Genomic DNA, 13,490 nt, shown 5'->3' on the forward strand with positions numbered 1-13,490 from the left:
GGATCCCAACGATTCGATTTCCGAAGCACTGAGCGAGGCTTCACCGGGACACGAACCGGCAGCCGCGGGCGGCAGAGCCGAACCAGGCCGTATCGGCACGTCCTCACAAGCGCCTGGCGCTCCGGTCTCCGGGATCGATCGATCTGAGTGTCATTTCGAAGTCGGACACGTCCGGCCGAACACAGGAGGTTTCCATGACTAAGGGCTACTGGGTCAGTGTCTACCCCGCCAATTCCGACCCTGAGAGGCTGACTGCCTACGACAAGCTGGCCGGTCCGGCTGTCCAGGCTGGGGGCGGGCGGGTCCTGTCCCTCCTCCCGTCCCGTGGCGGTCGAGTCGTCGCCTACGAGGCCGGGATCACGCAACGCGTCGTTCTGATCGAGTTCGACAGCTTCGAAAAGGCCGTCGCGGCATACGAGAGCGAGGCATACCAGAAGGCGCTGGCGGCCTTCCCCGACGGCGTCGAGCGCGACTTCCGCATCATCGAAGGCATCGATTGACCGGCGGGCCCAGCCATCGCTGAGCATCCGTCACCCGATACGCACGCCACCGGCGGTGCGTCATCATCCACTATCCGGTGCAGGACGGCACCGGATGAGACAGGACGGTACGCTCCGCGACGCGTTCGGTCGGCTGTTGCGGCCAGGCCCGGCTATCGGCGGACGCCGTTCGCGGTTGCCGGTTCGTTGAGCGTCACTTGAGCGTCGAAGGTGGGTCGATGTCCTGGCCGGATGTCACGGTGGTTGATGCGTGCGTGCGGCGCGACGGCCGGGGCGGTAGCCCCACGTCCGTCACCGACGACGACCCGGCGGCGACGGACGCGGACCGGCGTGCGGTCGCGGCTGCGGCCGGCACCTCGCACGCGGCGCTCCTCGGCCCGCGGCGGACGCCGGACGGCGCCTGGCCGATCCGGTTCTTCACCGCCACCGCCGAACTGTCCGGCTGCGGCCACGGCACCGTTGCCGCGCAGGCCGTCCGGTTGACGCGCACCACGCTGAACGAACTGAACGACCGCCAACACACGGGCAGGCGTACGTTCGACACCGTCGCGATCCGCCGCCCCGCCGGCATCGAGGCGTGGTTCGACCAGGGCCTCGTCGCGCTGCGTCACCCGGCACAGGACGAGCGCGCCGCGATCAGCGCCGCGCTCGGGCTCACCGCGGACGACCAGCATCCGACCGACGCGCCACGGATCGCCGCGCCTGGCGCCCCACGCATGCTGGTACCGGTCCACGATCGGTCGGCGCTGCTCCGGGTCCGCCCGCACTTCGGCAGGCTGACAGCGGCGTGCCAGCGGTACGGGCTCCTCGGCTGTTTCGTGTACGTCCCGCCGGTGGGCGACCGGCCGGGTGCGGCGCGGATGTTCGCGCCAGCGATCGGTGTCGACGAGGACGTCGCCAATGCCAACAGCACCGGTTGCCTTGCCGCCCACCTGCTCGACACGACGGGGGCACGGACGGTCGCGATCGAGGTGGAGCAGGGTGACGCCCTCGGTCGACCGGCCAGCGTGCTCGCCTCGGCCCGACGCGGGCCGGCGGGCATCACGACCCGGGTCGGCGGGTTGGCGGTGGTCCGTGACGGACCCAGAGGCGACGACTAGACCGTCCCCCTCTGCGATCCGCGATGGGCTGGGGCTGTCCGCCAGAACCCGGTCCGATCCTTCTCGCGGGCCAGCCCGCGCCCGCCAGCGGGGGAGCGGCCACCAGCAGCAACCGCCGCGAGAGCACAACTGCCCGCAAACCGGACGGCAGCTCTAGCGCGAAGGCCCTGACCGACCGGATCACCAGCGACGACGAGACGGCGGCGGGGGAGAGCCCGGTCTCGGTGAACAGCGCCGCGTACACCGAGTACAGAAGGACGAGATCCTCGAGGAACGCGCAGCCGTACAGCCTCCGCGCGAGCCTCGCCTCAGGTGAAGATCAATGTCGTCGGCGCATGCCCGCACTCTGACCGGAGCGAGTCCGCCCCCGCGCCAGGAGAACGACGGGGGAGAGGACCCGGCCGAGCACGAACATCGTCACTCTCTGTAACGAACCTCGCTGACCTCACGCACCCGCAGGGGAGCGGCCGAAGAGCGCCAGCAAGCGCGCCTGGTCGTCGGCGTCCTCGGGGACCGCGACCTCGGGCCCCAGCATGCCCGCCTCACGACCGCCGGGCGCCATCCGCCGCGCGGTCTCCAGCGCGGGAGCGACCAGATCGGCGTCGAAGACGACCCGCTGCCCGGTGGCCTGGGCCAGATCCCACGCGTGGACGAGCAACTCCAGCGGATAACCCTCCAGCCATTCGCCCAACGTCATCTCCAGCCCGAGAGCCAACCGCACAGGAAGCGCCAGCGCCTCAGGCGTCAGCTCGGCCGTCATCCGCGCCCGCACCTGCCGCCAGGACGCCAGCGGATCCGCGCCGGCGACCTCGCGCCAGTCCGGATCGTCCTCAGGCAGCGGACGCCCGGCGGCCCGCATCTCGACCACCAGCAGCCCGGCCGTCACATGCCCGGCCACGTCGACCGCCGCCCAGCCCTCGCACGGCGAGGGGGACAGCCACCGATCCGCGGGCGTCGCGGCCAGCACCGCCTCGAAGACGTCCAACGCGCGAACGAACCGCTCCGGTACCACCCGAACCACCTCTACTTAACATAATGTTCATTATCGACCAACGATCAGACCTGTAGGAAGCGGGCGATCGACGCATTATTGTCGCTCGCCAGCGATCACGGCCATTGTCGCGGTACTTGGCCAACTAGTTGGCCAAGGATCACGGGATTGGCCACCTTTCGTGGCGAGCCACCATCACAACAACTCCGGTTGGCAGGCGGCAGTCAGCACGAACCCGCCGGTGAGATGGGCGCGGTTCGCCGAGACTTGTAACCCGTCCTTGTCTGCCAGTCGGGCGAACGGCACCATCCCCAGCGCCAGGACTCCGAGCACCGCCGCCAAGACCATCAGCCATGCCCACCAAGCCTTGCTGTTACGCATGGTCGCGATCCTGGTCCCGGCCCCGCCTGCTGGCGGCTGAAGTCCACAATCCGCCCGTGCACGTGCCCGATCAAGCGGGCATCGAGGCGAGCGCTGCCATCCCTCTATGCTGGCCGACCGATGCCGACCGGTTGGAAGGCGCCTACCAGGAGCGCCACAGTGTGCGGTGAGAGAGCGACTGAGCCCCTGATAGCGATCAGTGTCTAGTAGGTGAGACAAATCAGCGAATGCCTCGTGATCAACGAGTCTGCCTCAGGTTCGAAGAGCCACAATTATGCGGCGCATTCACGCGGTGCGCGCCGCGCGCTCGGCTAGGTCGATCCAGAAGCGATCCTCGCCGCGAGCGCGTCCGTCGCGAAGGCCGCCGTTGGCGAGGATGACCCGACGGGACGGCTCGTTGTCGACGGCGCACGTCAGCAGAACGCGCTCCAGGCCGAGCCGGCGAGATTCGGCCAGTCCCGCCGCGAGCATCCGCGTGGCGTGGCCTCGCCTCCGCCACGGGAACACGACGTGATACCCGATATGTCCGCCGACCTCGGCGAGCTCCGGCGTCAGGCGATGCCGAACGATCAGCGTCCCGATGTAGTGCTCGCCCGAGACGTACCAGAACGTCGTGGACGGGACGCCCCAGCGTTCCCGGACACCGCGCCGCCGCTCCACGAACGCCTCGAAGTCCCGGTCGGCCTCGTCCATCCAGTCCATGGGATCGCCGGTCGCCAGATGGTCGGCCCTCTCTCCGGCCAGGAACGACTCGCGCACCTCAGCCGTGGGCGGCACCAGGCGCGGCGGCTCCGCGAGATCATCCACCGGGCCAGTCTGACCCAAGTTCGGTGCCGACGGAAACGGCTCGATCTCCGGTCAGGGCGCGAACGCCTGGGCGACGGCAAGGCTGTCCTCGTAGACGTGGTGCCGGACGACCAGACCGTCCTCGACCGTGAGGTGCAGCGCGAACCGGGCGCGATAGGCGCGCCCGGTCGACCTGGCCGTCAACCGGATCTCGCCGAGCACCACCGCGTCATCGCCGTCCACCAGGATGCGCTCCACCCGCGTGTCCGCCTTCTCGGGCACGTGATGCCCGGCGATCTGCCGGTAGTGCGCGGCGGCATCGGCGCGACTGGACCGGTGCCGGATCCAGGGCGTGGCGGCACGGCCGTGCTCCGCCTCGGGCCAGTCCAGCTTCCAGTCGCTGCGCTCGGCGTACATGGCGGCGATCCGCTCGGGGTCGCCTTCGCCGATCCGGCGCAGCAGCTCCTCCACGACGGCGCGCGTGCTCGTCGGCGTCCTGGGTTCGGACATGGTCGACCTCCGGTGATGCGGGTTCGGCTCGACCTCCGACCTTGCCAGCGCCGGCGATGCCGAGGCGATGACCTCCCACGTCATGGATAACGCCATCTCTCCTCCGCGCGAGGTTTCGCCCCCTTTCGCCCCTAAACCGTACAGAAGCTAGATTCTGTCCGGTTTGAGGAACGCGGTCGGATCGCTGCTGCGCCGTCCGTGCGGGCCGATGAGTTTCCCGGCGGGTTCGGGTCATCACCTGGGTGGGGTGTACCACCTGCCCGGAGGATGTGCCGGGTCGGCTCGGCTGCGTCAACGGCGCGGGGCCGGCCAAGGATCATGATCAAAGGATGTGACATGTTCGACCGTGAACCCGATGCCGAACTCGGGCCCTTCTCCTCTCCGGACGCGCAGGCGACGCCGTGGGCGTCGGCCCTGGCGGTGCTCGGTGAGGCGGAGGTGTTCTGGCTTTCCACGGTGCGGCCGGACGGGCGGCCGCACGTGACGCCGTTGCTGGCGGCTTGGAGCCTGGGCGGCATGTGCTTCACCACGGGTGCCCAGGAGCGCAAGGCGCACAATCTCGAGCACAATCCCCGGTGCGCGCTGACGACCGGCACGAATGCCCTGACCGGCGTGGACGTCGTCATCGAGGGCCTCGCGTCCGTGGTGGACGAGCGGTCGGATCGTGAACAGGCCGTCGCGGACTTCGAGCGGAAGTACGGCGCGCATCTGACCAGCCCTGAGGGCACCTGGTACGGGCTGGGCGAGGCCGTGGTCGCCGGTGATGTGAGGCTGTACCGAGTCGCGCCCACTGTCGGTTTCGCGTTCGGCAAGCTGCCGGTGGCCAGCCAGACCCGCTACACGTGGCCGAGCAGGTGACGGCGATGGCCTCACTGCAGCAGAAGGTTCAGAGCGTCCTTGACGAGCTCGTTGGCACCGGAGCCGAAACGGGGCTGCAGGTGGCCGTCCACCACCGCGGCGCTCTGGTCGCCGATGCCGTTTCCGGCGTGGCGGACGGCGAGACCGGGCGCGAGGTGACCTCGGAGACCCCGTTCTTCAGTTTCTCCGCCGGCAAGGTCATGACGTCGCTCATCGCTCACCTGCTCGTCGGGTCCGGTGCCGTCGGGTACGACATGCCGGTGGTCGACCTGTGGCCGGAGTTCGGTGCCCACGGCAAGGCGGCCGCGACCTTCCGGCACGTGCTCACGCATTCGGTAGGCGTGCCGGGGATGCCCCGGGGCGTCGGTCCCGGTGACCTGGCCGACTGGTCGCGGGTCTGCGCCGCGATCGCCGACGCCGAACCGAGGTGGCGGCCCGGGGCTGAGACGGGGTACCACTCGTTCACCTATGGCTTCCTGGTCGGCGAGGTCGCCCGCCGGGCCACGGGCAAGTCGATGCGGCAGCTCTTGCGTGAATGGGTCACCGCGCCGCTGGGCATCGAGGGCGACCTGTATTTCGGTGTCCCCCGAAGCGAGCTGGCCCGGCTGGCGCGGCTCGAAGACGCCGTGCCTCCCCCGGCCTCTCCCCCTGACGTTCCGCCTGGCGGCGATGCCTTTCTCGCGCCCTGGGAGTTGCAGCCGACTGCGGCCATGGGCAACAGCCACGAGATCCTCCAGGCGGACGTCCCGTCGGTCGGCACGTTCACCGCGCGGGGCATGGCCGCCGTGAACGCCGCGGTCCTGGACGGTCGGCTCGTCGGTTCACGTCAGTTGGAGGAGTTGACGGCGGTGGCCTTCGAGGGCACTGACCGGGTCTTCGGTAATCGCGTGCGGTTGGGGCTGGGCTTTCCGCTCGGCCGCATCGGTACGCGGCCGGATGAGACGCCTACCGCGTTCGGTTGGGTCGGTGGTGGCGGCAGCTACGTTTACGCCGAGGTCGCCACCGGTACGTCTTTCGCGTTGACCAAGACGCGTCTCACTCCCCATTTCGATACCGCGCAACGGCTCGCGGACCTGACCGCGTCGGTGCTCACCTGATGAGGTCGGTGAAGCGCAGGGCGTTGCGGACGGCGGCGCCGCCGGGGTCGTTGTTGAAGTAGACGTAGGCGTCCTGCTCTCCCCCGCCGAGCTCGTCCGCCCAGCGTTGGAGGGTCTCGTCGTCGTACTCCGGCCAGGGTTCGGCGGGCCCCTCGTGCAGGCGCAGGTAGAGCCAGTCGGTCGTGCGCCATAGGGGTGTCTGCGCCTCGCCGAGGCTGTCGGCCCAGCACAGGGCGGCGCCGTGGTGTTCCAGGGCGCGGCGGGTGTGGTCCGTCCACCAGGACGGGTGGCGGGGTTCGACGGCGACGCGGACGCCTTTCGGGAAGCGGCGCAGGCATGCGGTGAGGCGGTCGGTGTCGGCCTGCAGGGTGGGTGGGAGCTGGAGCAGGACGGGGCCGAGCCGCTCCCCCAGGCCGCGGGCGGCGTTCATGAGGCGCGCGACCGGTTCCGCCGGGTCTTTGAGGCGTTTCATGTGGGTGAGGTAGCGGCTGGCTTTGACCGCCATGACGAATCCGGGTGGGGTGTCGTCGCGCCAGTGCTCGAACGTTTCGCGTGTGGGGAGGCGGTAGAAGGCGTTGTTGTTCTCGACGGTGGCGAAGGTGTCGGCGTAGTGCCGCAGCCAGTGTCGTTGGGCGAGGCCGGGCGGGTACAGGACGTCGCGCCAGTCGGTGTACTGCCATCCCGATGTGCCGATGAGCACGGGCCCCCTCCCCTGTCCGGTGGACGCGTGCGGGTGGTCATACCCGTTTTCGGTGGGGTTCCAGGGCGCGGATGTAGTCGACGAGGCGGACGCCGATCTCGAAGGGGATGTCGGGGCCGGTGAGGTCGGTGTCGGGCCAGGTCTCGGAGATGCGGCGCCAGGTGGTGCGGCCGAGGAAGGGGCCGGTTTGGGGGTCGTCGCCGAGGTCGGCGCGCCATGCGGGTTCGGTGGTGAGCAGGTGGGTGAGGGCGGCCTGGTTGTCGGGTTCGGCGGGGTGTTCGGCGTGGAAGCCGATCTCGATGGCGTGGTGGTGGGCGCCGGGGGCGAGTGCGGCGGGGATGATCTGGGCTTCGTAGTGCTCGCGCTGGGGTGCGGGGTCGCCGAACCAGACTTTGACGCCGTTGTGGCGGACGTGGAGGTGGGGGTGGCCGAGGCGGGGTGGGGTGGAGCCGCGGACGATCTCGCTGATCTGGTCGAACAGTGCCCGGTCCCCCATGTTGTCGATCTTACGGGGGTTCTGTCGGTGGCGGGGGGTAGCGTCCGGCGGGTGCGTCCTGCCGATGTTCAGCGTGTGTCCGTGGCCGAGTGTGTGGATCGTTATGCGGAGATGGTGCGTGCGAAGGCGTCGACGGGTGCGCTGGCGCCGGCGTCGGCGGAGGTGTACGTGCGGGACGTGGTGACGTTCGCGGCGCTGGCGGGTGAGGGTCGGGTGCTGGACGATCTGACGGGCGAGGACGTGGATGAGGTTCTGCTCAGGTTCGCGCGCAAGCCCGATGAGCGGCGGCGTCGGGGGGCGCGGCCTGTGGTGGCGGGGGGTGCGCCGTTGCAGAGTGCGGCGTCGCAGGCGCGGTTCCGGCGTTCGGTGTCGGCGTTCTTCCGGCATGCGGTGGTGGCGGGGTGGGTGCAGTTGAATCCGATGCAGGCGGTGACGGTGCGGCCGAAGCAGCGGGGTGGGTTGCGGGCGGAGCGGCGTGCATTGACGGTGGAGCAGGCGGAGGGGTTGCTGGGGGCGGCGCGTGGGCTGGCGGAGGAGCCGGAGGCGGGGGCCGGTGGGGCGGGGGCGCGGCGGCGTGCGGATCAGCGGACGGAGTTGCGGGACGGGCTGGTCGTGTTGCTGCTGGCGGCGGTGGGGCCGCGGGTGTCGGAGTTGACGGGGGCGAATGTGGAGGATTTCTTCGTCAACGGGGGGACGCGGTATTGGCGGATCTTCGGTAAGGGTGGGCGGACGCGGGATGTGCCGCTTCCCCGTCCGGTGGTGGAGGTGCTGGACGCGTATCTGGCGGAGGGGCGGGGGCTGCTGGATCGGGGGCGGGAGCCGAAGGCGTTGCTGTTGTCGTGGCGGGGGCGGCGGTTGGCGCGGGGTGATGTGCAGGGTGTGATCGATCGGGTGCTGGAGCGGGTGGACGGGGGGCGGCGGCGGAGTGTGACGCCGCATGGGTTGCGGCATACGACGGCGACGCATCTGCTGGCGGCGGCGACGGACATGGATGCGGTGCGGCGGGTGCTGGGGCATGCGGATCTGTCGACGTTGGGCCGGTATCGGGATGAGCTTCCGGGTGAGTTGGAGGCGGCGATGCGGGTGCATCCGCTGCTGGGTCCGGTGGAGGGCCGGCGGGGTGGTTGAGGTGGGGCGGTTTTCAGCCTTGGCCGATGACGCGCACGGTCGGTGGGGTCAGGCGGCGTGGTTCGGTGGGGAGGGTGTCGCGGGCGTGGTTCCTGATGGTGATCAGTTGGTCGTCCCAGTGGGCGTCGCGGAGTTCGGTGTCCGTCATGCTGAGGCCGTCGGGGTGTTGTCCGATGGCGGCGAGGTGGGCGAGGTGGCCCCAGGCGAGGCGTTCGACTTTCCAGCCGGGCCAGGTGGTTTCCATCTGTGCGATGAGCCCTGGTGGGATGGTGTCGGTGGTCCAGTAGCGCAGGCGGCGGGCGGGTAGGTCGATGACCGCGCCGTCGGTCACGGCGTCTTCGGCGGCCAGGGGGAAGGGTGCGCCGGCGGCCAGGGTGGTGGGGAGGGATTCCCCGTGGTGTGCCAGTAGCGGGGCGATGGTGTTGGTCAGTTGCCAGTGGGTGAGGGTCGCGTCGGCGGTGATGACGCTGATGAGGCAGGTGGCGTGGGCGAAGGCGTCGGCGATCAGTTCGTCGTGGCGGACTGTGATCTGGTGGGCGTCCGGGTCCCAGTCGACGAACCAGTAGTCGCGTGAGGCAAGGTTCACTTCTACGGCCTCGGTCTTTGCGGGTTCGGTGGGGAGTTCGGGGAAGAGCAGGCGGCGGAGTTCGTCGTCTCCGCCCCAGGCGTGGGCGACGTCCCAGTCCTCCCAGCCCGGCGTCGCCGCCAGGCGCAGGGCCATGCTTTCGCGGTGGCTGACGCCCGCGGACGGCATGTTCAAGGCGCAGCTGTAGAACCGGTACCGGCGTGTGGGCAGGTCGAGGGCGATGCCCTGGCAGGACCGTGCCGTTTTCGGTGCTCCGTCGACGGGTCTGCCGTCGGTCAGGATCCGTTTCACGAGGTCGGCGCGGTCGTCGGCCCCTGTGAGGTGCCACCGGCCGTACTTCTCGTCCATCTCCCGGTGGGAGCCGTCGTCGAGGCGGAGGAGGTAGGCGGTCCAGCATCCCATGCGCGAACAGTACTGATCGTGGGCGTACCGGATCTGGTGGGCGCCGGACCGCGCCGCTCCCCCGCCTGTTCGGGTCAGGTTTCGAGGTAGGCGGCGAGGTGTTCGCCGGTGAGGGTGGAGCGGGCGGAGGCGAGCTGTGCCGGGGTGCCTTCGAAGACGATGCGGCCTCCGTCGTGGCCGGCGCCGGGGCCGAGGTCGATGATCCAGTCGGCGTGGGCCATGACGGCCTGGTGGTGCTCGATGACGATGACGGACTTGCCGGAGTCGACGAGGCGGTCGAGGAGGCCGAGGAGGTGTTCGACGTCGGCGAGGTGGAGGCCGGCGGTGGGTTCGTCGAGGACGTAGACGCCGCCGTCCTCGGCCATGTGGGTGGCGAGTTTGAGGCGTTGGCGTTCGCCGCCGGACAGGGTGGTGAGGGGCTGGCCGAGGGTGAGGTAGCCGAGGCCGACGTCGGCGAGGCGGCGCAGGACGCGGTGGGCGGCGGGTGTGCGGGCCTCGCCGGTGGCGAAGAACTGTTCGGCCTGGTCGACGGGCATGGCGAGGACGTCGCTGATGTTCTCGCCGCCGAGGGTGTAGTCGAGGACGTCGGCCTGGAAGCGTTTGCCTTCGCATTCCTCGCAGGTGGTGGCGACGCCGGCCATCATGGCGAGGTCGGTGTAGATGACGCCCGCGCCGTTGCAGGTGGGGCAGGCGCCTTCGGAGTTGGCGCTGAACAGTCCGGGTTTGACGCCGTTGGCCTTGGCGAAGGCCTTGCGGATGGGGTCGAGCAGTCCGGTGTAGGTGGCGGGGTTGCTGCGGCGGGATCCGCGGATGGGGCTCTGGTCGATGGAGACGACGCCGGCGCCCTTGGGGATGGAGCTGTGGATGAGGGAGCTCTTGCCGGAGCCGGCGACGCCGGTGACGGTGACGAGGACTCCGAGGGGGATGTCGACGTCGACGTCGTGGAGGTTGTGGGCGTTGGCGCCGCGGATCTGCAGGGTGCCGGTGGGGGTTCGCAGGTCGGTTTTGAGGGGGGTCCGGTCGTCGTAGTGGCGGCCGGTGGTGGTGCCGCTGGTGCGCAGGCCGTCGACGGTGCCTTCGAAGCAGATGGTGCCGCCCGCGGTGCCGGCGGCCGGGCCGATGTCGACGACGTGGTCGGCGATGGCGATGGTCTCGGGTTCGTGTTCGACGACCAGGACGGTGTTGCCCTTGTCGCGCAGGCGCAGGAGGAGGTCGTTCATGCGCTGGACGTCGTGGGGGTGCAGGCCCATGGTGGGTTCGTCGAAGACGTAGGTGACGTCGGTGAGGGAGGACCCGAGGTGGCGGATCATCTTGGTGCGTTGTGCCTCGCCGCCGGACAGGGTGCCGGAGGGGCGGTCGAGGGAGAGGTAGCCGAGGCCGATCTCGACGAAGGAGTCGAGGGTGTCGCCGAGGGCTTTGAGGAGGGGGGCGACGGTGGGTTCGTCGAGGGCGCGGACCCAGGTGGCGAGGTCGCTGATCTGCATGGCGCAGGCGTCGGCGATGCTGATGCCGTTGATCTTCGATGAGCGGGCGGTGTCGCTGAGGCGGGTGCCGCCGCAGTCGGGGCAGGGGGTGGTGGTGACGGCGCGGTCGACGAAGGCGCGGATGTGGGGTTGCATCGAGGCGCGGTCTTTGCTGAGGACGGATTTCTGGATTTTGGGGATGAGGCCTTCGTAGGTGACGTTGACGCCTTCGACCTTGACCTTGGTGGGTTCCTTGTGGAGGAGGTCGTGGAGTTCGGTGGGGGTGTAGTCGCGGATGGGCTTGTCGGGGTCGAAGTAGCCGCAGCCGCGGAAGATGCGGCCGTACCAGCCGTCCATGCTGTGGCCGGGGACGGTGAGGGCGCCCTGGTTGAGGGAGAGGGTGTCGTCGTAGAGGGCGGTCAGGTCGAAGTCGTTGGTGGTGCCGGTGCCTTCGCAGTGGGGGCACATGCCGCCGGTGACGTTGAAGCTGCGGCGTTCTTTGACGGTCTTCCCGGCGCGTTCGAAGGCGACGGCGCCGGATCCGCTGATGGAGGCGACGTTGAAGGAGTAGGCCTGGGGTGAGCCGATGCGGGGTTCGGCGAGGCGGCTGTACAGGATGCGCAGCATGGCGTTGGCGTCGGTGGCGGTGCCGACGGTGGAGCGGGCGTCGCCGCCCATGCGCTGCTGGTCGACGATGATGGCGGTGGTGAGGCCTTCGAGGACGTCGACGTCGGGGCGGGCGAGGGTGGGCATGAAGCCCTGGACGAAGGCGCTGTAGGTCTCGTTGATCATGCGTTGGGATTCGGCGGCGATGGTGCCGAAGACCAGGGAGCTCTTGCCGGAGCCGGAGACGCCGGTGAACACGGTGAGGCGGCGCTTGGGGAGCGTGACGTCGACGTCCTTGAGGTTGTTCACGCGTGCGCCGTGCACGCGGATCAGGTCGTGGCTGTCGGCGGCGTGGGGCGCGGGCGGGTGGGCGTCCGTGCTCGTGGCCATGCTCATCGTGTCGTGTCTCCCTGGGTGGGGCGCGTGGCGGTGGCACCTGTCTACCCGATCGTGGGTGCGGGCGGGGTGCCGTGGGGTTTCAGGTTAGGGGCGGGGTGTCGGTGGGGGCTTCTCGATTCCTGATCGGTCTGGTGACCTGTTTTTCCAGGCAGGACGGTACGCCGACGGCGGTGCCGGAGGAGGTGGGTCCTGCGGCGTGGGCCGCTTGGCGGCGGTAGGCGCCGGGGGGTGTGCCGACGAGTTCGGTGAAGCGGGTGGTGAAGGTGCCCAGGGAGGAGCAGCCGACGGCGAAGCACACTTCGGTGACGCTGAGGTCGCCGCGGCGCAGCAGGGCCATGGCGCGTTCGATGCGGCGCGTCATCAGGTAGGAGTAGGGCGATTCTCCGTAGGCCTGGCGGAACTGGCGGCTGAGGTGGCCGGCGGAGATGTTGGCGCCGCGTGCGAGTGCCTCGACGTCCAGGGGTTGGGCGTAGTCGCGGTCGATGCGGTCGCGGACGCGGCGCAGCAGCGCGAGGTCGCGCAGGTGTTGCTGGTCGGCGGGTCTGCTGGTCACGTGGGTGATCGTGCCATGGGTGGCGGGGTCGGGGGTGCGGTGGGGCGGGTCTTGTCGTCCCGCTCCCCCAGGTCAGCGGCCGGGTGGTGGGGCGGGGTGTTCAGGTGGTGTGGAGGGTGCGGGCGAGGGTGTAGGCGGCGTGGAGGTCGGTGCCGCGGTAGTCGAGGGCGGCGATGCCGGCGAGGTGGTGGTCGGCGTTGACGGCGACGGTGTTGGTGAGGTGGCGGAACAGGGGCGCGTCGGACATGGAGTCGCCGTAGGCGGTGCACTGGTCGGTGGTGAGCCGGTGGCGGGCGAGGAGGTCGTCGGCGATGCGGACCTTGTCGGCGGGGGTGAGGATTCCGGCGGGGTCGAGGGTGCCGGTGAAGGGCATTGGGGGGAAGCGGGAGGCTACGACGTCGTCGAAGCCGTGGTCGAGGAGGTGGTGGGCGAAGAAGTCGGGCGACATGGTGATGACGGCGGAGTGCTCGCCGCGGGCGCGGATGTCGGCGCAGACGTCGGTGATGCGGGTGAGCCAGGTGGCGGCGTGGTAGGCGGCGGCAACGACGGCGGGGGTGAGGTGGCGCCACAGGCGGTGGATCTCGGTGGAGAAGCCGCGGGTGTCGAGTGTGCCGGCGGCGAAGCGGGCTTCGAGGTCGTGGAGTTCGGGGAGGGTGCCGAGGTGGCGGGCGATCTCGAGGTTGGCGGTGGTGCCGGTGAGCAGGGTGCCGTCCATGTCGAATATGTGCAGGTGTCCCACAGGGTGTGAAGTGTGGTGGAAGCGGGGCCGGGACGCCAATCGTTTCCTTCGGGCGGGGCCGGGTGCGGGCCGGGTGCGGGGTGTGGCCGGGTGCGAGGTCGGGTGGTGCGGGGGTCGTCCTCGGGGGTGAGGGCGTGGTGGTCCTTGGCTCCTGTGGGGGTGGGCTCCTCCCCTGCCGAAAGTCGGGGGTGAACG

Annotated in this window: 15 protein-coding genes; 5 read left to right on the forward strand and 10 right to left on the reverse strand. The window is 70.0% G+C overall.

Going from position 1 to position 13,490, the window contains the following annotated elements:
• The first annotated feature begins 194 nt into the window (after positions 1–194).
• Together BJY14_RS43865 and BJY14_RS43870 are read left to right on the forward strand one after the other, a co-directional pair.
• The gene (locus BJY14_RS43865) at positions 195–500 is read left to right on the forward strand and encodes a DUF1330 domain-containing protein (protein ID WP_179848997.1); all 306 of its coding nucleotides are present in this window, start codon (positions 195–197) and stop codon (positions 498–500) included.
• A gap of 218 nt (positions 501–718) precedes the next feature.
• A complete protein-coding gene (locus BJY14_RS43870; protein WP_179848998.1) occupies positions 719–1,600 on the forward strand; it encodes a PhzF family protein in 882 nt (293 codons plus the stop codon).
• Positions 1,601–2,045: 445 nt separating this feature from the next.
• On the opposite strand, the gene BJY14_RS43875 is transcribed toward BJY14_RS43870, so the two are convergent.
• From BJY14_RS43875 to BJY14_RS43890, 4 genes are all read right to left on the reverse strand, one after another.
• Positions 2,046–2,585 (reverse strand): TIGR03086 family metal-binding protein, encoded by a 540-nt coding sequence (locus BJY14_RS43875; protein WP_218905867.1) that lies wholly within the window; start codon positions 2,583–2,585, stop codon positions 2,046–2,048.
• A 201-nt stretch (positions 2,586–2,786) separates the two neighbouring features.
• Positions 2,787–2,972: a hypothetical protein gene (locus tag BJY14_RS43880; RefSeq protein WP_179849000.1), complete on the reverse strand. Its 186-nt coding sequence runs from the start codon at positions 2,970–2,972 to the stop codon at positions 2,787–2,789.
• Between the two features lie 285 nt (positions 2,973–3,257).
• Positions 3,258–3,779 (reverse strand): GNAT family N-acetyltransferase, encoded by a 522-nt coding sequence (locus BJY14_RS43885; protein ID WP_218905868.1) that lies wholly within the window; start codon positions 3,777–3,779, stop codon positions 3,258–3,260.
• A gap of 51 nt (positions 3,780–3,830) precedes the next feature.
• Positions 3,831–4,268: a nuclear transport factor 2 family protein gene (locus BJY14_RS43890; RefSeq protein WP_179849001.1), complete on the reverse strand. Its 438-nt coding sequence runs from the start codon at positions 4,266–4,268 to the stop codon at positions 3,831–3,833.
• A gap of 336 nt (positions 4,269–4,604) precedes the next feature.
• On the opposite strand from BJY14_RS43890, the gene BJY14_RS43895 reads away from it, so the two are divergent.
• A complete protein-coding gene (locus BJY14_RS43895; protein ID WP_179849002.1) occupies positions 4,605–5,126 on the forward strand; it encodes a pyridoxamine 5'-phosphate oxidase family protein in 522 nt (173 codons plus the stop codon).
• Complete coding sequence (locus BJY14_RS43900; RefSeq protein WP_312879761.1) at positions 5,111–6,223, forward strand: serine hydrolase domain-containing protein; 1,113 nt, start codon at positions 5,111–5,113, stop codon at positions 6,221–6,223. Before BJY14_RS43895 ends, BJY14_RS43900 begins: the two co-directional genes overlap by 16 nt.
• On the opposite strand, the gene BJY14_RS43905 is transcribed toward BJY14_RS43900, so the two are convergent.
• The gene (locus BJY14_RS43905) at positions 6,216–6,923 is read right to left on the reverse strand and encodes a DUF72 domain-containing protein (protein WP_179849003.1); all 708 of its coding nucleotides are present in this window, start codon (positions 6,921–6,923) and stop codon (positions 6,216–6,218) included. The genes BJY14_RS43900 and BJY14_RS43905 overlap by 8 nt on opposite strands.
• Before the next feature lie 37 nt (positions 6,924–6,960).
• The gene (locus tag BJY14_RS43910; RefSeq protein ID WP_179849004.1) at positions 6,961–7,419 is read right to left on the reverse strand and encodes a hypothetical protein; all 459 of its coding nucleotides are present in this window, start codon (positions 7,417–7,419) and stop codon (positions 6,961–6,963) included.
• Positions 7,420–7,470: 51 nt separating this feature from the next.
• On the opposite strand from BJY14_RS43910, the gene BJY14_RS43915 reads away from it, so the two are divergent.
• A complete protein-coding gene (locus tag BJY14_RS43915) occupies positions 7,471–8,547 on the forward strand; it encodes a tyrosine-type recombinase/integrase (protein ID WP_179849005.1) in 1,077 nt (358 codons plus the stop codon).
• Positions 8,548–8,560: 13 nt separating this feature from the next.
• Here the strand turns inward: BJY14_RS43915 and BJY14_RS43920 are convergent, their stop codons facing one another.
• The 4 genes from BJY14_RS43920 to BJY14_RS43935 form a co-directional block, all read right to left on the reverse strand.
• Positions 8,561–9,535 carry a hypothetical protein gene (locus BJY14_RS43920; protein WP_179849006.1) on the reverse strand — a complete coding sequence of 325 codons (975 nt, stop codon included), beginning with the start codon at positions 9,533–9,535 and terminating at the stop codon, positions 8,561–8,563.
• Between the two features lie 74 nt (positions 9,536–9,609).
• Positions 9,610–12,000, reverse strand: coding sequence for an ATP-binding cassette domain-containing protein (locus BJY14_RS43925; RefSeq protein WP_179849007.1), 2,391 nt, complete (start codon positions 11,998–12,000; stop codon positions 9,610–9,612).
• An 82-nt stretch (positions 12,001–12,082) separates the two neighbouring features.
• Positions 12,083–12,556, reverse strand: coding sequence for a helix-turn-helix transcriptional regulator (locus tag BJY14_RS43930; RefSeq protein ID WP_179849008.1), 474 nt, complete (start codon positions 12,554–12,556; stop codon positions 12,083–12,085).
• 100 nt (positions 12,557–12,656) lie between these two features.
• Positions 12,657–13,271 carry an HAD family hydrolase gene (locus BJY14_RS43935; protein WP_218905869.1) on the reverse strand — a complete coding sequence of 205 codons (615 nt, stop codon included), beginning with the start codon at positions 13,269–13,271 and terminating at the stop codon, positions 12,657–12,659.
• Positions 13,272–13,490 lie beyond the last annotated feature (219 nt).

It is taken from the genome of Actinomadura luteofluorescens, assembly GCF_013409365.1.
Classification (GTDB): Bacteria; Actinomycetota; Actinomycetes; order Streptosporangiales; family Streptosporangiaceae; genus Spirillospora; species Spirillospora luteofluorescens.

Coding starts and splice junctions, on each gene's coding strand:
- BJY14_RS43865 (WP_179848997.1), top strand. CDS start 195: ATGACTAAGGGCTACTGGGTCAGTGTCTACCCCGCCAATTCCGACCCT.
- BJY14_RS43870 (WP_179848998.1), top strand. CDS start 719: ATGTCCTGGCCGGATGTCACGGTGGTTGATGCGTGCGTGCGGCGCGAC.
- BJY14_RS43880 (WP_179849000.1), bottom strand. CDS start 2,972: ATGCGTAACAGCAAGGCTTGGTGGGCATGGCTGATGGTCTTGGCGGCG.
- BJY14_RS43890 (WP_179849001.1), bottom strand. CDS start 4,268: ATGTCCGAACCCAGGACGCCGACGAGCACGCGCGCCGTCGTGGAGGAG.
- BJY14_RS43895 (WP_179849002.1), top strand. CDS start 4,605: ATGTTCGACCGTGAACCCGATGCCGAACTCGGGCCCTTCTCCTCTCCG.
- BJY14_RS43910 (WP_179849004.1), bottom strand. CDS start 7,419: ATGGGGGACCGGGCACTGTTCGACCAGATCAGCGAGATCGTCCGCGGC.
- BJY14_RS43920 (WP_179849006.1), bottom strand. CDS start 9,535: ATGGGATGCTGGACCGCCTACCTCCTCCGCCTCGACGACGGCTCCCAC.
- BJY14_RS43925 (WP_179849007.1), bottom strand. CDS start 12,000: ATGAGCATGGCCACGAGCACGGACGCCCACCCGCCCGCGCCCCACGCC.
- BJY14_RS43935 (WP_218905869.1), bottom strand. CDS start 13,271: ATGGACGGCACCCTGCTCACCGGCACCACCGCCAACCTCGAGATCGCC.